This window comes from Alteromonas sp. KC3, assembly GCF_016756315.1.
Lineage (GTDB): Bacteria > Pseudomonadota > Gammaproteobacteria > Enterobacterales > Alteromonadaceae > Alteromonas.
On the sequence record NZ_AP024235.1, the window covers coordinates 148497 to 168871 of the forward strand.

The 20375-nt window shown below is 46.1% G+C and carries 17 protein-coding genes; 11 read left to right on the forward strand and 6 right to left on the reverse strand.

The features are described from left to right. Positions 1-104: 104 nt before the first annotated feature. From recG to JN178_RS00715, 8 genes are all read left to right on the forward strand, one after another. Positions 105-2177 carry an ATP-dependent DNA helicase RecG gene (gene recG / locus JN178_RS00680; RefSeq protein ID WP_202263141.1) on the forward strand — a complete coding sequence of 691 codons (2073 nt, stop codon included), beginning with the start codon at positions 105-107 and terminating at the stop codon, positions 2175-2177. After that, positions 2170-2958 (forward strand): class I SAM-dependent methyltransferase, encoded by a 789-nt coding sequence (locus JN178_RS00685; protein WP_202265832.1) that lies wholly within the window; start codon positions 2170-2172, stop codon positions 2956-2958. Before recG ends, JN178_RS00685 begins: the two co-directional genes overlap by 8 nt. 9 nt (positions 2959-2967) lie before the next feature. Further along, entirely contained in the window at positions 2968-3441 is a 474-nt protein-coding gene (locus tag JN178_RS00690) for a peroxiredoxin (protein WP_202263142.1), read from the forward strand. A gap of 312 nt (positions 3442-3753) precedes the next feature. After that, the gene (locus JN178_RS00695; protein WP_202263143.1) at positions 3754-4563 is read left to right on the forward strand and encodes a hypothetical protein; all 810 of its coding nucleotides are present in this window, start codon (positions 3754-3756) and stop codon (positions 4561-4563) included. Between the two features lie 9 nt (positions 4564-4572). Beyond that, positions 4573-5607: an extracellular solute-binding protein gene (locus JN178_RS00700; RefSeq protein ID WP_202263144.1), complete on the forward strand. Its 1035-nt coding sequence runs from the start codon at positions 4573-4575 to the stop codon at positions 5605-5607. Continuing rightward, complete coding sequence (locus JN178_RS00705; protein ID WP_202263145.1) at positions 5604-7124, forward strand: ABC transporter permease; 1521 nt, start codon at positions 5604-5606, stop codon at positions 7122-7124. The genes JN178_RS00700 and JN178_RS00705 overlap by 4 nt, the downstream gene beginning before the upstream one ends. Continuing rightward, positions 7124-8155 (forward strand): ABC transporter ATP-binding protein, encoded by a 1032-nt coding sequence (locus JN178_RS00710; protein WP_202263146.1) that lies wholly within the window; start codon positions 7124-7126, stop codon positions 8153-8155. Before JN178_RS00705 ends, JN178_RS00710 begins: the two co-directional genes overlap by 1 nt. A gap of 3 nt (positions 8156-8158) precedes the next feature. After that, on the forward strand, positions 8159-9340 hold the full coding sequence (locus JN178_RS00715; RefSeq protein ID WP_202263147.1) for an NAD(P)/FAD-dependent oxidoreductase: 1182 nt from the start codon (positions 8159-8161) through the stop codon (positions 9338-9340). Positions 9341-9354: 14 nt separating this feature from the next. Here the strand turns inward: JN178_RS00715 and JN178_RS00720 are convergent, their stop codons facing one another. Continuing rightward, positions 9355-10116, reverse strand: a complete 762-nt coding sequence (locus tag JN178_RS00720) for a hypothetical protein (RefSeq protein WP_202263148.1) — start codon at positions 10114-10116, stop codon at positions 9355-9357. A gap of 200 nt (positions 10117-10316) precedes the next feature. On the opposite strand from JN178_RS00720, the gene JN178_RS00725 reads away from it, so the two are divergent. After that, positions 10317-11672, forward strand: coding sequence for a serine hydrolase domain-containing protein (locus JN178_RS00725; protein WP_232369653.1), 1356 nt, complete (start codon positions 10317-10319; stop codon positions 11670-11672). Here the strand turns inward: JN178_RS00725 and JN178_RS00730 are convergent. Both JN178_RS00730 and JN178_RS00735 read right to left on the reverse strand, forming a co-directional pair. Next, positions 11669-12136 carry a hypothetical protein gene (locus JN178_RS00730; protein WP_202263149.1) on the reverse strand — a complete coding sequence of 156 codons (468 nt, stop codon included), beginning with the start codon at positions 12134-12136 and terminating at the stop codon, positions 11669-11671. The two genes, JN178_RS00725 and JN178_RS00730, sit on opposite strands and share 4 nt — an antisense overlap. A 218-nt stretch (positions 12137-12354) precedes the next feature. Further along, positions 12355-12966 carry a hypothetical protein gene (locus tag JN178_RS00735; RefSeq protein WP_202263150.1) on the reverse strand — a complete coding sequence of 204 codons (612 nt, stop codon included), beginning with the start codon at positions 12964-12966 and terminating at the stop codon, positions 12355-12357. Between the two features lie 260 nt (positions 12967-13226). Between JN178_RS00735 and JN178_RS00740 the strand changes: the two genes are divergently transcribed. Then, entirely contained in the window at positions 13227-14801 is a 1575-nt protein-coding gene (locus JN178_RS00740) for a diguanylate cyclase (protein WP_202263151.1), read from the forward strand. Between the two features lie 40 nt (positions 14802-14841). Here the strand turns inward: JN178_RS00740 and JN178_RS00745 are convergent, their stop codons facing one another. Together JN178_RS00745 and JN178_RS00750 are read right to left on the reverse strand one after the other, a co-directional pair. Beyond that, positions 14842-17712: a M14 family metallopeptidase gene (locus JN178_RS00745; protein WP_202263152.1), complete on the reverse strand. Its 2871-nt coding sequence runs from the start codon at positions 17710-17712 to the stop codon at positions 14842-14844. Between the two features lie 152 nt (positions 17713-17864). Continuing rightward, complete coding sequence (locus JN178_RS00750; protein ID WP_202263153.1) at positions 17865-18749, reverse strand: ArgP/LysG family DNA-binding transcriptional regulator; 885 nt, start codon at positions 18747-18749, stop codon at positions 17865-17867. A gap of 192 nt (positions 18750-18941) precedes the next feature. Between JN178_RS00750 and JN178_RS00755 the strand changes: the two genes are divergently transcribed. Continuing rightward, positions 18942-19544: a LysE/ArgO family amino acid transporter gene (locus JN178_RS00755; protein ID WP_202263154.1), complete on the forward strand. Its 603-nt coding sequence runs from the start codon at positions 18942-18944 to the stop codon at positions 19542-19544. Positions 19545-19634: 90 nt separating this feature from the next. Here JN178_RS00755 and JN178_RS00760 read toward each other — a convergent pair whose 3' ends face one another. Further along, positions 19635-20351: a DUF1499 domain-containing protein gene (locus JN178_RS00760; RefSeq protein ID WP_202263155.1), complete on the reverse strand. Its 717-nt coding sequence runs from the start codon at positions 20349-20351 to the stop codon at positions 19635-19637. Positions 20352-20375 lie beyond the last annotated feature (24 nt).

A 20375-nucleotide genomic window follows, 5' to 3' on the forward strand; every position in this document is an offset into this window, starting at 1 on the left:
CTGGCCTAAAGCGTACTCGCCAACCTAGTCGCAATCCTTTACACTTCGTTTAAATTTAGGCGCTTAGCGCCAGCATCAATGTTATAGAAGAAGGACTTCGACCAATGCAAGCACTGGCCACTACACCGATTACTGCGCTTAAAGGCGTAGGCGCAAAGGTGGCAGAAAAGCTCAACAAAATTGGCTTATTTACCCTTCAAGATATTTTGTTTCACCTGCCTCATCGTTATGAAGATAGAACACGCATATACAGTGTGGCTGAATGCCGCCCTTTTACTCATGTGAGTGTGCAAGGCGAAGTGATGAGCGCAGATATCCAGTACGGTAAAAAACGTATGCTGGTGGTGAAGTTAAGCGACGGTACAGGCACTATTACACTGCGCTTTTTTCACTTTGGCGCAGTGCAGCGTTCAATGATGACACCAGGGAATACGGTACGCTGTTTTGGTGAGGTACGAACGGGCAAGTGGGGCATTGAAATGATGCACCCTGAGTTTAAATTGGTAGATGAGGATGCGCCGCCAACTGAAGAATCACTCACACCTGTCTATCCCACCACGGATGGCGTGAAGCAACTAACTTTACGAAACTTAACTGAGCAAGCACTGGCATTGCTAGATAAAGGTGCGCTCGCTGACCTGTTGCCAGACGGCATTTACGATGAGCAAATCAGCTTAAACGAGGCATTGCATTTAGTGCATAGGCCACCACCAGATGTCGACGTTCACGAAATGGAAGAAGGTCTGCACCCTGCGCAGTACCGACTTATTTTAGAAGAGCTACTGTCACACCATTTAAGCGTGCTTAAAGTGCGTAAGCTCTCTGATGCACAGCCGGGTATTCCTATTGAAGTCAATCAGGTGCTTATCGATAAAATGCTCTCTCAGCTGCCATTTTCTCCAACAGGGGCGCAGGCGCGAGTAGTAGCAGATATTCAAAAAGACATGCAGCATGCTCGCCCCATGATGCGCTTAGTGCAAGGTGATGTGGGCTCGGGTAAAACGCTGGTTGCTGCACTTGCGGCGCTATCAGCTATTGGTGCTGGCCACCAGGTTGCCTTAATGGCGCCCACAGAGCTGCTTGCTGAGCAACATGCTAATAACTTCAGAGATTGGCTAGCGCCTCTAGGCATCGAAGTAGGTTGGCTTGCCGGCAAACTAAAAGGCAAAGCGCGTAATGAAGTACTCGCGCGATTAGAGGCGGGCGATATTCAAATGCTCGTGGGAACCCACGCTATTTTCCAAGAAAGTGTAAACTATCAGCAGCTGGCTCTCGTTATTGTAGACGAACAGCACCGTTTTGGTGTGCATCAGCGTTTGGCATTGCGTGACAAAGGTCAGCAGCAAGGGCGCTATCCTCATCAGTTGATAATGACAGCCACGCCTATTCCAAGAACGCTCGCGATGACCGCGTATGCCGATTTAGATACCTCGATTATTGATGAACTGCCGCCGGGGCGTACACCGGTACAAACGGTAGTGTTGCCTGATACGCGCCGCGCCGATGTCATTGAGCGTGTGCGCCAAGCATGTAAAGAAAATGGCAGGCAGGCATACTGGGTTTGTACGTTAATTGATGAGTCTGAAGTGCTTGAGTGTCAAGCGGCTGAAGACGCGGCGGTAACCTTGCGCACAGCGCTGCCGGACTTACAGGTCGGCTTGGTACACGGGCGTTTAAAACCTGCTGAAAAAGCGCAAGTAATGGCAGATTTTAAAGACGGTAAATTAGACTTACTTGTTGCCACAACCGTAATTGAAGTCGGCGTAGATGTGCCTAATGCCAGCATTATGATTATTGAAAACCCAGAGCGACTTGGGTTAGCTCAGTTGCATCAGTTGCGCGGTCGCGTAGGGCGGGGTGCCGTAGAAAGTCAGTGTGTACTCATGTACCAAAGTCCACTGTCTAAAACAGCCACACAACGCTTGGGTGTATTGCGCGAGTCTAACGATGGATTTTATATTGCTCAACGTGACTTAGAGATCCGCGGACCTGGAGAATTCATGGGCACAAAACAAACGGGGATGGCCGAGCTTAAGATTGCCGACTTGGTGCGCGACGCCGCGCTCATCCCTAAAGTCCAAGAAATTGCTTACACATTGTGGGACAAATACCCGTCTCACGCGCAAGCTATTATTAACCGCTGGATTGGGCATAAGGAGCAGTATGGCCATGCTTAACACACTGCCATTAGTAGTAACCAGCGCCCCTGCAGATGCGTGTTTTGATACTGATACTCACCTTGCGAAAGTTATTGGTGACAAGTGGGGCTTTACGTATAGCGAGTCTAATCAGCCGCCTGAGGACGGCTTTTATTTGCAAGTTAATAACAACGTGCTGGGGTTAAGCGACGCGAGTGAAAAAAAGGTGTTACCGGTTGAAGTTGATTTTGCGTCGCCAGCGAGTTTGTACCGAAAGCAACATGGTGGTGGCCGTAAAGAGCCCATCGTGAAAGCCGTCGGCTTAAAAGGTAACGAACAATGGCATGTTGTAGACGCAACGCCAGGGCTAGGGCGCGATGCCTTTGTGCTGGTGAGTGTGGGATGCCATGTGACTATGATTGAGCGCTCACCGATTGTTGCTGCATTATTAGAGGACGGAATTAGACGCCTTAACGTGGACTACCCTGAGCTTGCGGCAAGAATGTCACTTCAGCATGGAAATAGTGCTGAGGTAATGCAATACTTCAATGGTGAGAGCGTGGACGCTATTTACTTAGACCCAATGTTTCCACACAAAAAGAAATCAGCCTTGGTGAAAAAGGAAATGCGGCTGTTTCAGCAATTGTTAGGACACGATCCTGACGCAGATTCGCTGTTACCGCCAGCACTAAAGCTAGCTACGCACCGAGTGGTAGTAAAGCGCCCTAACAGTGCAGACGTGCTGGCCGGACAAAAGCCATCAATGGCAATAGAAAGTAAAAAACATCGATTTGACGTGTATTTGTGTCAGAACAACTAGGAGAACATCATGATACAAGTTGGTAGCACTCTACCTGAGGTGGACTTTAGCCTTTTAGAAAATGGTGAAGTAACTAACCCGGGTACGAATGAACTTTTTACAGAAAAACGTGTTGTTTTGTTTGCAGTTCCTGGTGCATTCACACCAACCTGTTCTCAAGCGCATTTGCCTGGCTATGTGGCCCTTGCCGACAAAATTAAAGCCAAAGGCATTGACCATATTATTTGTTTAAGCGTGAACGATGCTTTCGTAATGGATGCATGGGGAAAAGCAAATAACGCCGAAGAAATTATTATGCTTGCAGATGGTAATGGCTTTTTCACCAAGCAAATTGGTTTAGACATGAATACCGGTAATTTTGGCGGTATGCGTTCACTGCGTTATTCAATGCTTGTTGAAGACGGTGAAGTGAAAAAGCTTAACGTTGAAGACCCAGGTCGCTTCGACGTAAGCGATGCACAGAGTATGCTAGATAGCCTATAAGCTCTACGGCATAACAGGTTCATATCGCTAAAGCTCGTAGCCTCGGTTACGGGCTTTTTTATTTGGCAGCTAATAATACAGTCTCATGAGGCGATGTCCTTTCTTTTTGTGTAGTTGTTATGATCTTGCGCACAACAAAACGCGTTATATATCAGTATGTTTATATAAGAGCGGCCAGTGACTAGGTATAATACCCCTGCGTATATACGAAGGCCAATAAGTTAATCGGTAGATTGGCTGAGTTAGTTACCTTTACTTGCTTAATGATAATAAGTATCATTTTCGCGAAAAGACAACGTTTTAGGAATTATCATGACAACAACACTGAAGAAAATGGGTGCGTTGGTTTTAGCGTCTGCTGTGACATTGGCAATGGTGTCTGGCAAGGCAATGGCAAATGGTGAAATTGGCGATCACGTGAATAACTTGCATGCTCATATCGGTGAGTATACAGAGGAAGTACATTGGCTAGAGAGCAAGTTTGGCAGTGTTGTTGATGCGTATGAAGAGAAAGATAAAGCGCTTAAAACTGACGCCCTTATTGAATATTGGGAAGAAGTGGATTTTCACTCTGCAATCGAAACCCAATACGTGCCAATTTATGCCTCGATTTGGCAAGGCATTTATGGTGTAAAAATGGCCATTGATGGCAATAAGCCTATTCAAGTGGTTCGCGAAGAGCAAGAGAAGCTAAATCATGCCTTGTGGCAAGCGCTAGGCGCGGTTAAACTTGCGTCCCAATATCAGAAGAAAGGCCTAGTTGACGCAGTTAAAACAACTGAGAAAGAGCCAACTACGGGGCCTGAAGTTATTGACGATATCAAAACTCGTTTAGATCGCGTTGTTGCTAAGTATGCAGAGCAACTACACGAAGTAGCGACCACATTAGTGCACGACACGTATCTGCAACGTTTTGAAGGTGTAGAAGGCGATTTGATTGCACAAGATGCTGCACTGGTTGAAGACTTAGAAAAAGACTTCAATGTCACATTGCCTCAAGCTATTTCAAAAGATAAAGGCGTTGATAGCGTGCGAAAAGTGGTTGAAACCATGCAAACGAAGTTAGACCGTGCGCGTGTTTTGCTTGTTGAAGCAGAAAAAAGCCGCAAAGACGTATTTTAAGGAAGCTTTATGCAAAGAAGAACATTCTTACAAGGCTTAGTTGCAGCTGGTGCATTGGGCAGTTTGCCGCTGGGCACGGTTCAAGCACTTACTCAAACTTCCAGCGTATCGGTTGAGTCGCTTCCCAAGTTAGAAGGCGATTTAACCTTATACCTAGGCCGTGGTGAAGGTGGTCTTTATGAGAATGTTCTTAAAGCAATTGAAAAGCGCAACCCAAAGCTAAACCTAAAAGTACGCCGCGGTGGGTCAGCCGCATTAGCCAATACCATTGTGGCTGAAACAAAAGCGGGTGTGAAACGCGCCGACTTGTTTTGGGCTGTAGATACTGGTTCTATTGGCGTAGTGACTGACGCTGGTGCAGCAAAACCGCTGCCTAACGATATTACTGCACAGCTTAAAGACGGATTTCAGTATCCAAGCTGGTCGCCGGTTACCGGGCGCGTGCGCACCTTGCCGTACAATACGCAACGTGTTTCGCCCGAGCAAATACCCGATAGCGTAATGGCATTAGCCGATAGCGACTTAAAGATTGGTTGGGCGCCAGCCTATTCTTCATTTCAGTCGTTTGTAACCGCTATGCGTATCTTAGAGGGTGAAAAAGCCACCAAAACATGGCTAAAAGGCATTAACCGCAACGCCAAAAAGTATGCAGGCGAGTTAGGCGTAGTCATGGGTGTTGAACGCGGTGAAGTTGATATTGGCTTTGCTAACCACTACTACACATTGCGACTGAAGTCGGGTAAGCCTGACGCCAATGTGGCGTTGGCCTACACCAACAATGACGCAGGTTGTTTGGTGAATGCGTCGGGTATCGTGGCGTTAAGTGAAGGCAGTTTGCCAGTTAACTTTATTCGTTACCTGTTAAGTCAAGAAGTACAGTCTTACTTAGCGCGCGAAGCCTATGAAATTCCACTCGTACAAGGCGTTGAGCAGCCTCAAGGATTAGCAAGTTTAAGTACGCTGTCGCCACCTGATATGGACTTACGCAAACTGGCCGACTTACGACCTACTCTTAATATGATGAGGGAAGTAGGCGTACTGTGACAAATTGGCCAAAGTCGTATCCACTGGCATTATTAATAGCGCTGATGGCTTTACTGCCCGTCGGCGTTTTGTTTTCTCTTGCCCAAGATAGCGCGCAACTGTTCGATACCCACAACTTACGCGTATTGGGCAATACCCTTTCTTTAGTTGTATTAACCATTATTGGGGCTGTGTTAATTGGCGTGCCCCTCGCGTTTTTTACCGCTTATGTCCACATGCCATTTAAACGGTTTTGGCTGATTTTGCTGGCAGCGCCACTCGCCTTACCGAGTTATATTGGTGCATTTGCGATGTATTTTTCTTTCGGGCGCGGCGGTGAAATAGAAAATGTTTTGGGCATAACTACACCCCCTATCAGTGGATTGTGGGGCTCTGCCTTGGTGATGAGTTTATACACCTACCCCTTCGTAATGATGACGACGCGTGCAAGCTTACTGAGCCTTGATGCTAGTTTAGTGAACGCGGCGCGCACATTGGGATTGTCCCTGACAGCGAGCCTATGGCGCGTGGTACTGCCGCGCGTAGTTAATAGTGTGGCCGCTGGGGCACTACTTGCGGCATTGTATGCACTTTCAGATTTTGGTACGCCAGCCATTATGGGCTTAGATACTTTTACCCGAGTTATCTTTGTTGAGTACAACGCATTTGGTCTTAGCCAAGCTGCCATGCTCAGTCTTCAGTTAATGGTGATCGTGGGTCTTATTTTATTTGTTGAAAGCCGTATTGGTGGTGCAAAAGAACGCCCCGGTAAGCATTTGATGTTATTTCCAGCCCGCTGGCAGTACAGCACAATGCTACTTGCTGCTTTTCCCGTGGTTTTCATGGCCATTGTCTTGCCACTTGCCGTGTTCATTTTATGGCTAGTGCGCGAGGGTACAGGGGGCTTTGAGCTTAGTTATGCGTGGAATTCTGCGCATGCTTCATTTATTGCTGCGCTTGTGGCAGTGCTATTAGCAATCCCTGTTGCGAATGCCGCGATTGCAGGCAAAGCTGGACGCTTTATGGAGCGTATTACCTACTTTGGTTTTGGTGTTCCAGGTATCGTAATGGGCACGGCCCTTGTGTATGTTGGCCTTCAATTGCCCGCGCTATACCAAACCTTGAGTTTGCTAGTAATGGCTTATGTACTGCGTTTTATCCCTCTTGCGGTGGGCAGTGTCAGAACCACATCTGAAAATATCGACTCGGGTTTAGTTAAAGCGGCGCGCGTGTTAGGTGCAAGCCCCCGCGAGGCGTTTATGCGTATTACGCTTCCTCTCACGCTTCGTGGTATGATTGCAGGTGCGGCATTGGTATTTTTAGAAGCCATGCGCGAGCTACCAGCCACACTGATGCTTGGACCAACGGGTTTTGAAACGCTGGCCACCTACATGTGGCGTGTTTATGAAGCCGGCTATTTTGGCCGTGCTGCCGTACCTGGGTTGTTGCTTGTGTTGCTGTCAGGTGTAGGGCTTGTCCTTATGCTATCAGGCGAGCGCAAAGCGCAATTTACCGTTACTGAGGAAGAACGTTCGTAATGCTAAGTGTAAGTAATTTGTCAGTGAATTATGGGTCTACCCGCGTAGTCGACAAGTTAAATGTAGAACTTGGGCAAGACGAAATTCTGATGTTAGTGGGACCGACAGGATGTGGCAAAACTACCATTCTTCAAGCATTAGCAGGGCTTATTCCAATTTCAGAGGGCAGCATGCGCCTTGGGAGTTGGGAAAGTACGGCAAATAAACACGTACCACCAGAAAAACGTAATGTGGGAATGGTGTTTCAAGACTTTGCACTGTTTCCACACTTAACGGTTCAACAAAACGTCTGCTTTCGTTTAAAAGACACAGCATTGGCCGACCACTGGCTGAACCTACTTGGATTAGACGCTTTTCGCGATGCCAAGCCTGCTCGTCTTTCTGGCGGTCAAAAACAACGGGTTGCATTGGCGCGAACGCTGGCGCATGAACCCGCTTTTGTATTATTAGACGAACCTCTTTCTAACCTAGATGCAGCGCTTAAAGACAGTCTGCGTTGGGAAATCCGCGATGCGCTTAAAAAAGCCGGTGTCCCCGCTATTTGGGTCACCCACGATCAGGACGAAGCGCTGAGCGTTGGCGACCGCGTGGGTATTTTGAATAAAGGGGTACTGGAGCAACTTGATACACCTGAAGCCTGCTATTCCATGCCTGCTAGTCGTTTTGTTGCACGCTTTATGGGGGAAGCCAGCTTTCTAAAGGCCACTTTCAATAACAGCGCAAATAATCCCGACAATGTGGTTATTACCGATATCGGCAATGTGCCTGGGACACCGCTTCAAGGTGCAAATGGCAATGTTGACTTGTTGGTACGCCCTGATGATCTAAGCTTAAGTGCAACGCACCCACAACCCAATGGGATTGTTGATTGGGTGCGCTATGAAGGCGAAAGCCGTTTATATGCGGTAACGCTAGATAATGGTAGTCAGCTTAAGGTTCGAGTTAGCCACGAAAATGCGATTAAGCCCGGTACTCGTGCGCACATGGCACTTATTACTACACACCCACTGGCTGTATTTCCTCGAGACTAAATTGTGATAAAACGCGACGTTATAATTATTGGTGCAGGGGCTGCAGGGCTTTTTTGTGCCGCTCAAGCAGGGGCTCGCGGCCGCAGCGTTGAAGTGCTCGATCATGCCAAGAAGGTGGGGCGAAAAATTCTGATGTCTGGCGGGGGGCGTTGCAATTTCACCAATATGTACGCAAGCCCTGAAAACTTTCTTTCCCAAAATCCCCATTTTTGTAAGTCAGCCCTTAGCCGCTATACCCAGTGGGATTTTATCGGTCTCGTTGCCGAGCACGGAATCGCCTATCATGAAAAAACACTGGGCCAATTATTTTGCGACGATAGCGCCAAAGACATTGTTGATTTATTACTGAATGAATGCACTAAGGCGGGGGTGACAATTACCACTCGTTGCGAAATATTGTCGGTTGAAAAAAGTGAAAGTGGGTACTTACTGTCTACGTCAAACGGCGATTATCAGTGTGAATCATTAGTTATTGCCACAGGTGGTTTGAGCATGCCCAAACTCGGGGCAACGCCATTTGGATATAAAATTGCCGAACAATTTGGTTTGAATGTGCTGCCTACACGTGCTGCGCTAGTGCCCTTTACCTTGCACGATAAAGACAAAGATACATTGGCTGAGCTAAGTGGTATAGCGGTCGATGTGTACGCAAGCTGCAACGATACCACGTTCAAAGAGGCTATGTTATTTACTCATCGGGGCCTAAGCGGCCCAGCAATGCTGCAAATTTCTAGCTATTGGGAAGCGGGCGATACATTAAGTATTAATACACTGCCCAATGAGGACACTCACGCGTTGATTAACGCCGCGCGGGAAAAAACACCCGATGCACTGCTTGCCACGTGTTTAAGTAAAGTGTTTCCAAAGCGAATGGTACAGAGCTTTATTGAATACAACGAATGGCGCAACGTACCTGTTAAGCAACTCACTCACGGTGAGTGTGACGCCATAGCAAATACACTTGAAAATTGGCAAATAAAACCTAACGGCACAGAAGGTTATCGCACTGCAGAGGTAACCATTGGCGGGGTTGATACCAATGAATTGTCATCAAAAACCATGATGGCGAAGAACGTAGACGGCCTTTATTTCATTGGTGAAGTTGTTGATGTTACAGGCTGGCTTGGAGGCTTTAACTTCCAGTGGGCATGGAGCAGTGGTTGGGCTGCAGGGCAGGTGGTGTAAACCTGCCATATAGTCTAATGATACTGCACCAGCATATACGCCCATACGCCACCTTCTGGCATCATGAAAATGGTTGGTGCGCTTGTACCACTTACACCAGGAACGCCGTTATTGGTTAGTGACATATGCAATCTAACAAGTGCAATTTGGTCTTGCGCCGCAAGGGTTATTTCACAACGCCCCTGCATACAAATAACGTCAAGAATAGTCATTTCTGGATCACTGCTATTCACTATCAAATAGTCTTCAATTGCTTGCTCTATGTCTTGGCGTGTTCCCAAATCCTTTTCAATAGAATGCTCGGCTATAGGAGCATTTAAAAAGTCATTATTCTTTAAAATTTGTTCGAACATCATTTCTGCGCTTTGTTCTCCCATATGCTCAGTCATCGCGCGTTTCAGCTCGGCTTTATGGCGCTTGGCCCACTGTACTAATTCTTGTTGCGCCAACGGGTATTTCACTTCGTTACTCGCTACACCATCTAGTGAAATTTCTGGTGAAGCAATTTCTACCGCAATATTCGAAATCGACGCATCCTGCTCGTTGCGTTGATGTTGAGCGTAATGTGAGGAAGGCATGACATCATCACAGTGGTGAGAGCCTGCAATGTTAGTGTCTTTTGACATGTCGCTAGCGATGTCGTTGTGCGCACCATTTTGCGCAGATCTTTTATTTAATGCGGTGTCCTCTATTGTAGAAGACGCCTTGTATTCACCCGCAAAAAAGCCTGCAGTGAAAATGCCGATAGCCAACAGCGCAAATAGTACATACTTCATTAATACTTCCTTGTTAAAACGTATCTCAAAACAATATCAGTGCCAGATACTTTGCTCAACATACAAGTGCTCTTTTGTTGCGTTGCTTTTTTATCGTTAGTTCATCTAAAGCGCGGGAAGCATACTAATACGCGTGTAAAAACTGGCAGTCTTTGGGTATCGCGCTACGCTTTCATTAAATAAAAACAAGAACATGTGTTATGCGACGACCAGCCAGATTGATGCGGATTGTATTTACCAGTATTTTGTTAACGACTACCAGTGCCTACGGCAGTGATCATGTGCCGCTTGATGCTAAGTCATCCGACCCTAATGTAATGGGGTGGATGCAAGGCTTCCCCCCATCAGATGAAAAGTTAATTACCCAGCCAGACAGTAACTATTTTAGTTTTCCAAAGCTTCGTTGGTCAGTGTGTCATTTACGGGAGTTTTTGCCTACACGCGAGATAAGTAGAGGGTTAGGTAACGCTTTATCTCTTAACTATCTATCTGAAAATGACCTAGATGACATGGCTCAAAAAATCAATTCGTTGTCGTTTACGCCGTTGAACAGTGACCAATCGATGACATGGGAAGAGTCACTTTTTGCTAACTACACCGACGGCATATTGGTGATTCACGAAGGGCGCGTAGTGTATGAACGCTATTTTGGTTGTTTAGACGAATATGGTCAGCATGCAGCTATGTCGATGACAAAATCAGTTACAGGTTTACTGGCAGAAATACTGGTCGCTAACGGCGAATTAGATGACCAAATGCGAGTCAAAGAGGTCGTGCCTGAAATTGCCGGTAGTGCATTTGCTAACGCAACTGTAAGACAAGTAATGGATATGACCACTGGCGTAGCGTTTTCTGAAGACTATGCTGATCCTAACGCAGCAATTTGGACTTATTCTCGTGCTGCTAGCCCGTTGCCTAAAGCTAAAGAGTACAAAGGTCCGAACGGCTATTGGGAATACTTACAAACGGTTCAAGTAGAGGGCAAACACGGTGAATACTTTCACTATAAAACAATAAATTCAGATATGTTGGGTTGGATCATTAGTAAAGTTGCTAAGCGCTCTGTCACTGAACTAACCAGCGAGTTGCTTTGGCAGCCCATGGGGGCAGAGCAAAGTGCGTATCAAACTGTTGATGGAAAAGGTGTGGCTTTTGCTGGTGGAGGTATATCAGCGGGTTTACGTGATTTAGGGCGGCTGGGATTATTAGTACTTAATGAAGGTGCGATAAACGCTAAGCAAGTATTTCCTTCACAGGTAGTGCAAAGCATAAAAAAAGGCGGGGACCGCGCAAAATTCACCAATGCATTTCCTACGCTTCCTGGGGCCAGTTATAAAAGCCAGTGGTGGGTTTTTCACAATGAACACAATGCGTTTGCCGCACGAGGTGTTCATGGGCAAACCATCTATATCGATCCTACAGCCAATATGGTTCTTGTGAGATTCGCATCTCATCCCAAGGCGAAAAACGGCTATATCGACCCAACCTCACTGCCTGCTTATCATGCATTGGCTAAGTTTCTTATAGCCAACAAGGGTGATAGTGATACGCTCTAAAAAGCAAAGCCAATGGCGACGCCTGCCACAATCGCGTCGGCATGGTCTTTGTGGTAATCGTAATGAAGCTGTGGTGAAAGGGTGAGACCAGATATTTCAAACTCGTAGAGTAAGCCTAAACGTGCCACTTCTATTTTATCGCCGCCATGAAACTCTATACCTAGACCTATTTGGGCGATAAAGCTATTAGTAATGTGTAAATCGGCAACAAGTAGATACGTATAGGCGTCAATATCTTCAAACGCATATTCCGCCACTACGCCAAGTCCTAAGAAATCACTCACGCGGTATTCATAGTCAAAACCAACCGTAAATGCGCTGCCAGCTTCATCTACATCCGTCGATGCCAGTAACACTGAAACATGGTGTGGTGAATCATGCCAATCATGGGGCGTTGCCTTAGAATGTGCATGATATCCAAGTAGAAGACTAAAGGTGGCAAAAATACTTACACTTTTAAGCATAGCGAGTTAACACTGTTAATATAGCACGTATTCAGTTTTGTTATGACTCTTATAATCGTAGGTGAAAATATTCAACTATGCTTACCTTTTAGTCATCAAAATTAAACCATAGTGCAAAGTGCTTGGTTGAACTGCCTCTTCAATTTGCCAGCTATTTTCCTTAGGTATTTGATAAAGCGCACAAAAGAGGGCGAGCCCCCTTTTGTGCAAAAAGACTCCTAAAACTGATAGCGGGCATAAATGCCGAATACTTCTGAATCTGAGTATTTCGTATATTCTGCACCAACCGCAAGGTTGCTCCATGAATACTGAGTACCAAGGTTGTATGCCTTTTGGTCGCTTCCTTCGTCCCAGAATTGCCATTCAAGGCCGGCGAAAAGCTCCCAGTTTTTCATTACCATATGGCGAATATTGGTTTCTAACATATAGTAATTCGTACCTGTTGATGCAGACTCCTGTCCATTGCTTAAGCCCAGCTCAATATCACCATAACCAACTTGTGCATCAAGAGCAGTAGCGGCAGAAAAGCGGTGGATATAGCCTAGTGAGACCTCCCACTTCTCTACATCAAAATCGAAATCAAACTCTGCGTTACTCGCGTCGTCACTAGCGTCAAAATACATAGCTTCTGCAAAAAGGTTGTAGCCCAACTCTTTGCTTGCCTTTAGCTGAAATCCTTTAGCATCAAATTCAGGAATGTCAGCAAAATCGGTTTGCACAGCACCAAGTTGCACGTAATCGTAGGATAGCGGCGTGGTTTGGCCAAACGTGCTAGCGCTAAAGCATAAAGGAACGCTAAGTAGCGCTGGAAGAATTAATAACTTTTTCATAACAATGTCCGTATTAGGTTGAGAACAGCGCAAAGGTTAATAGACTGAAAGTGAATATAGGGTGAACAAAGTTTTATAAAATAACGGAAGTGAGAATTCATCGATAACGATTGATTAGTTCTCTGAATCTACAATTTTGGACTACCCTTTAGTAATCGTGTTTCCGCCTTTCTCGTCAATACGGCAAGGTATATGGCAATAATTTGAAAGGAGAGATGTGTCAGACGGATTTGGTATGGTGGTAATGACAAGGCAAATCTATGACAGTGCAAGTAACGCGGCATTTGATTCGTTTTTGGTTTTCAGTGGCCTTGCTCGTGGCAAGCTCCACCGTGTTTGCAGATTGCCTTTTAACGTCCAATGAATTAGCACCAGAAACCGTTGAAACACCTGTCGACCGACTAGTATTGGCCGAAGGCCTTCAGCGTATTTCCTTATCATGTAATGTTTCTCAGCCTTCTATTCTTCACTTCGAACGCAATTACATTGCATTTGCTCAGCTATACGACGACAAAATGCAGCAGGTACAATCGCTACGAAGCAGTAGAGCAAGCTTCGTTATTCCCCAAGGTCAGCACACCTTTGTGCTAGACGTTAGCGCTCAAGTAAGTGTACCGCTTAACATCAAAGTAAGTTCGCTTTTTGAATATCAAAAATTGGTGTCGGTGCACACCTTAACTCTGAGTGTATTCATTGGCTTTTGCCTTGCGCTTACCGTCTACGTGGGTATTTTAGGGAACAGCATAAAAAATAACGGTTTTTACTCTTACAGCTTTTACGTGCTAAACGCGGCTATCTTCTTTTTGCTTCAAGAAGGGCTGATGAATATCGTTTTCCCAAGCGTTAACTTCTTCAACGACTTTCAGTTCCACTTATTCTTTGCTGGTATAACCGTTTTTGCTGCGGTGAATTTTCTAGACAAGCTATTGGACTTCAAAGCATTGCTGCGCCATTGGCAACGAAATTTCATTATTAGTATGGCTTATCTTGCGATGTTTTTGGCTTTCTTGCAGGTGTTTTTATCATCGGCAAATGCCATGAAAGTAAATGAATTACTTAGCCTGATAACCCTTATTACTATGGTGTGTACTTTCTCAAGTTGCGTTTACGCGTGCGTAAGAAAGGTGCACTGCTCTTATTTGGTAATGAGTGGCATTGCCATCATGGTTAGTGCCATGTCGTTTCGTTTAATTTTGGGTGAAACGTCTGTGTTCCTATATCGATACGGGCTTATCATCGGTATTACGTTGGAAGCGTTTATTTTTGCGGTTGCCACTTCAAGAAAAGTGAAGAAGCTAGACGACGATAGGCTGGCCGCGTTTAAACGGGCATCTACCGATGCTTTGTGCGCAGTGCTTAATCGCAGTGGTTGGGAAGGGGTAGCGCGCAATGTATTGGATACATTCAATAAAGAAGGCGGTTTTCTAACACTGCTTTTCATCGATCTTGATGACTTTAAGGCTGTCAACGATGCTTATGGTCATGCTACAGGCGACGACATTTTAAGAGTCATTGCCAAAATACTTAAAAGTCGGTGTCGAGACCAAGATGTAGTTGGACGCTTAGGCGGTGATGAGTTTGTAGTATTAAGTCACTGTTACAGCGAAAAGCAAGCAAAGCGCCTTGCCGAGCGCATCGAAGACAGTTTGCTGGAACGCGACATACGCACAGATAACTATTCCATTCCTATCACCGCAAGTGTTGGTACCTATATTACTAACGAAAAGTGTAAAAGTGTTGATGAGCTATTGGACAAGGCTGATGCCCTTATGTATGTCACCAAAGCAAGGCACAAAAAAACATTGGTTACAGAAGGTATTCAAGGAACCTTTTAGGTGTGTAGTGGCGCGTGAAACGCCACTACCTGATAAAGTGCTAAAGCGAGATACGTGCTCGACTGCCTAGGCCTGGCCCGTACACAATGGCATTAAGCAGCAATCGGTTAGTACCATGGGCAGCACCTCTAAAATTAGGCTGACCTGAAAACAGAATGATCTGCCCTTTTCCGTGTTGTTCACGGGTGAGATACGCTGTGTTGGCCACGCGCTGCTGCGCTTCAGGCCACAGCAAACCACTCATTCTCACGTTAAGCGTCTTACCTTCTGGCAAGCTGAACCAATGCGAGGCGGTTTTCTTATCGTCTTCTTTTGCCTTTGGCGCATCTGTGTATACTCCTGCGCGCACTATAGCTTGGCTGTCATCGCCTGACATAAGCAAAGGCTGGCTACTATATAGCAGCGGTAACACGTCAGGCGTACCTGCCGTTAACCAATGCTTTTGATCTGTGCGGCCAGCGACAAAAGCACCGCTTGGCATAAAGATTTTCAACCATTTGTCTCTGCGTTTAAGCGCTTCTTCACTTAACGGCTTAGGGGCGTTATCCCATGGGAAGTTAAATTCGGTATCCAATGTATGTGACATGGTTGCTTTGGTGGCCACCTCATTATCAAGGGCCATCATTTCGCGCATTAAAGATACATCGTAGTCAAAGGCTTTATCGAAACTGTTTTCAAGCGTTTTAACCTTTGCTATGCCGTCTTTACCGGCCAAGGCAGCGGCACTTCGGCTGTGAGCAATTAATGTTCCGCCGTCATTTACCCAGTCCTTGAGCGTGGCTTGAGCCTTTTTATCTAGAGCCCCGTAGCTGGTAGGTAGCACAAGTACATTGTAACGTCGCAAGTCGGTGCGGTTTAGCGCATTAATATCAAGTTGGCTATGGCGAATACCCAAGTGAGAGTCAATGCTGTGCCACGTAGCACCTACGTCGTAGCTTGACACGTTTCCATGACTCAAAAGAGCGACTTGTGGCCTTGCAAGTAGCGCGAAATGCTCACCGCCCCATTCAGGTAAATCACCTTCACCAAATCCGGTAGCCGTTGAATAAACGGCGATATTTAACTCGGCAGCGGTTTGCGCGATAGCGCCGGCTAAATCATCAACCCTTGGGTTGTCGGTGACAGTAACGGCAATAGAGCCTCTATTAAATCGTTTCCCTTCATACTCTGAGACTTCATCAACAAATCGCACATAAACGCCACGCTCCATTAATCGCGCTGCGAAGGCGACAGAGCGGTCGTCTGCACCATCGACTAACCATGCAATGGCGTTGTCGTTTAACTGACTTTGTGGTGTTGACGTAGAGTATGGTGTTAGATTTCGCGTTAAGTCCTCAGGTACGGTAACGCTTTCTAAGCCGTACATCATAGTTAGGTTCCATGCTGTTGTGTCGTACATTAGCGATGAACCATCACGCAGCGTGCGTTGACGCTCTTCAAGTAGCACAGCATCATTTACTCCAGCGTCAAACTCTAATATAGCGGCAATTAAAGGCGCTTCGGGTTGACGGTTAGGCACGACAATACTGCCTTTAGGGATCACAAAATCCTTTTCGGTTGTGCCTTGTTGCGTAACGGCCTTACTTACCTTAATGGCTTTATCGGCAACATAAACTTGAATATCTTGTGCGAGTAGCTTGGCTACCAAATTATTAGTTCTACCCACATTATCGTTTGCAAGGATCACATAGGTACGGTTAGCAAACTTACCCTTTGCGGCAACATTATTCTTTCTGCCTTGCCAGTAGTCTTGATACATCGCTTTGCTGTGTTTATCGAGTGTCTTAAGGTTGGCGATAGTCGATACGAATTGGTGGTGTACTGACTCGATATACGTTTGAACCGTGCCTTCTGGACGTCTAACGCCATCTTCTGCCATGCGAGATTGTTCATACAAAATATGCATGGTGCCGCGATACTCGGCATAGTTGGAGTAACCGGGGTACCAGTTTTCAAACCATTCTCCGGTGTAGTAACGCCAGCCCTTTTCATCAAACGCTGAAGACTGGTCTTTTGCGAAGGTACGTGCCCATTTTTGTAAGTTAGGGTCGATGTTGTGGTTTAATGGTTGGCGTGGCGGACCCATCAAATAGGTATCTTGACTACCCATTTCATGACCATCAATCATTAGCTGTGGTCGCCACTGATTAATCAGGCCAACGCGTCCTACCGTTTCGGGTTGTGTGAGATAGAAAAAGTCGCGATTTAAGTCAAAAAAGTAATGATTTGTTCTACCGTAAGGCCAGTCACCTCGGTGCAATAACGACTGATCATCAACATTTGGTGCAGTACCGCGATATTGCTCTAGCGACTTGGCAAAGCGCGCTCTGCCATCAGGGTTCATCATAGGGTCGATAACAACAATCATGTCATCAAGTAGCGCATCGACTTCGCCACTTTCACTGGCAATTAAATGATAAATAGCGGTAAGCGCGGCGTCTGCGCCAGAGGTTTCATTGCCGTGAATTGAATAAGCCATCCACGCAACGGCAGGGAGTCTATCAATAATTGCCTTCGCCTGGGTGTCATTTGTTGAAAGTGGGTCGGCAAGCTTTTGAATATCAGCATGAACCTCATCAAGCGATGCTAAGCGACTTGGTGTTGAAATAAAGACCGCAAGCAATGGGCGGCCTTCGTGTGTGCGTGCGTATTCTACAACGTGTAATTTATCTGACTGCGATGCCCATGTAACCACCGCGTTATGGATTTGCTCTGGTGTGGCAACTCTAGAACCTATTGGAAAGCCAAGTAACGTATCTGGATGGGTTATTTGGCTATTGTAGCTACCCGACAAGAGTTCGCCAGAATACGCTAAGTCTGGGTCGTCGATAGGTTTCATTAATACTGCGGAGTGGGCGGGTAAAACCACGACGCTCAGCAGTAGTAAAAACCACTTTTTCATAGATTGCATGTGTGTTTCCTTGTTGTTTTTTTAATTTGATTTCGTTTTAACTACAACAATCTACATAGTGTAGTGTGTTTTTTGCTCGGTCAATCGGTCTGCGATGAAGCACTGCGTAATAGCGACCTCCCGCATCACTCTTTGAAGCATCAATCATTGGCTTATTTCAGTTGTTGCTTGGCAACGTGTTTTACGGCTTTGGTGAGGTCGCCTAAAGCCGCAGAATCTAATGTTATCCAGTGCCAGAAAAGCGGTACGCCTAATTCTTTGTCTGGGAAGAGGGAAACGAGGCTGCCTTCATTCACTTCTTGGGTCACTTGTAGTGTAGGAAGTAGCGCCCAAACCACGCCATCTAGCGCCATTTTGACAAAGCCGTGTGATGACGGGTACCAATGGCAGGTGGTAAACGACGGCGCCATGTTTAAGCATTCTCGTTGATAGTCGGTCAGTAGGGTGACATCGTATTCGTCGTACAATAAGCCAGGGGTTTGCATTACCGCTTCAGCGTCAATGCCTTTTGAAAGGTAACGCTCAATAAAACGGGGGGAAGCATAAAGTTGATACTTCATTGTTCCCAAGCGAAGTGATTGACCGCCCGTAACAGGTGTTCCAGTTTGGCTTATGCACGCCATAACACGGCCTTGCTGTAGTATGTCGCGGGTTTGTGTTTGGTCGGCATTAACGATATGCACGGGGTTTGCCCGAGTGTCGCTAAACTTCGCCAGAACTTGCGAAAACCACGTAGCCAACACATCATTGTTCACAGCGACACTAAGCGGCGCTGCGCTCGCGGTTAAACCACTTTGTATATTTAATGCTTCTTCCAACACACTGACTTTCTGAATGTGGGCAAGTAGCTCGTTGCCCAGAGGTGTTGGGCGTAGTGGCTTGGTGCGCACTAATACTGGCCCGCCAACACTCTGCTCTAAGCGCTTAATTTTTTGAGAAACGGCAGACTGAGTAAGACTTAGCGCTTGCGCACCTTTTTCGAAACCGCCATAACGCAATACCTCGTGAAAGCAACGCAATGCATCGTAGTCCAGCATATTCAAGCCTCTGTGAAAAAACCGTTATAACTATTAATTTTGTTAATTAAAAACAAATATCATTAATTTAATTTAGTTTCAAAAGCTGTATAAAATCAAGTCAGTTGTAGAGAAAAGCTTGGTGTTAGCCGTTTGCATTTCAGAGAGCGGGCTAACATAAATTGTAAATATAGAGTGTGTGAGGCGTAGGTTATGTTGGCGGCGGCAACAAGCGGTTTTGTAATGGGCGGTACCCTAATTATTGCGGTAGGAGCGCAAAATAGCTTTCTAATAGAGCAATCGATGAAGCGACAATGGACAACCCTATTTGTATTGTTGTTTATTCTTAGCGATGCCATTTCAATAAGCCTAGGTGCAATGGGCTTTGGGTTGTTGCTACAGGAGTACCCGACGCTAGTGACAATTACCAAGTGGGCAGGTGTCGCCTTTTTACTTTGGATTGCCTACAACAAAATTAAGTCTTCGATGGCAAACGATGCCTTAGTGTTAGAGATGGCAAAAAAGCAATTATCGTTTAAAAAAGCCTTTCTTATCGCTTTGGCAGTAACATGGCTTAACCCGCATTTTTACCTTGATACGCTGTTGTTAATGGGCAACTTGGCCAGTCAGTGGCAAGAAAACAAGTGGTGGTTCGTGGGCGGTGCCATTGGTGCTTCGGTTGTGTGGTTTGTCGGTTTGAGTACGCTTACGGCTCGTTTTGCGCATCATATGCAGCGTCCTAATTTCTGGCGTTGGTTCAATCGCCTGAATGCGGCGGTATTGGGGATGGTAAGTCTGCAATTAGCCAGCTTGTAATTACGCCCTAGCTAGCCTTGCGTAAAGTAGACAGCTCATTTGCTTAAAAAGCCCGCGTAAAGCGGGCTTTTGCGTATTTTTATTCAGGCGCTAGTTGTAGCCCAATTGTTTGCGTAGCTCTGCCATAAAGGCGTTTATGCGTTCAGCGTTTTTACCCAAGTCGCTTTCACCGACGCGAGATTTACTGCGCACATCGACCAAGGTGTCGTCGTTTTTAGCGGTTAAGCGAATAACTACGTCGTCTTTAAAGCCAAACCATGCCGTTGTATCAGTCGCCTCTAGTGTATTGGGAAGCGCGCCTTGCGTTACCCGCTCCCAACCCATAGCTTCAATGGCTTTTTCAGCTGCTGCAAACACTTCTTCAGGCTTCTGAGGGAGCAATTGGGTTTTAATTTCTGGGTACGCCTCTAATTGCTGCTTAGTGACTTCTCCGCCCTTGTAGCTCACAGGGTTTGGTGCACCCTCGCGAAGTGGTGCAATAGCCACAAACTCAGGTGGATTGGTTACATCGGTGGTAATGTCATGAATACGCGGCACTGCGCTTGCTTTACTCATCATGCTTACTGGCATGCCAACCGCAACGAGCGCGAGAATGGCGTACACCAATGTGCTACCCCAATTAACGTTTTTACGATTAATGAGTACTTGCAAGATAATAAGAATAAGCGCTGCGCCACCTACATACACACCAAAACGTAATGATGTGAAAGCAGTGCCAAGGCTAACACCTGCATATTGATAAAGTGGGCCGGGCAAAACGACCATAAAGAAGCCAAGAATACTGGCAAGGGCAATGAGTGCTTTCAAGAGAACTCCAAATTTATTGTTGTC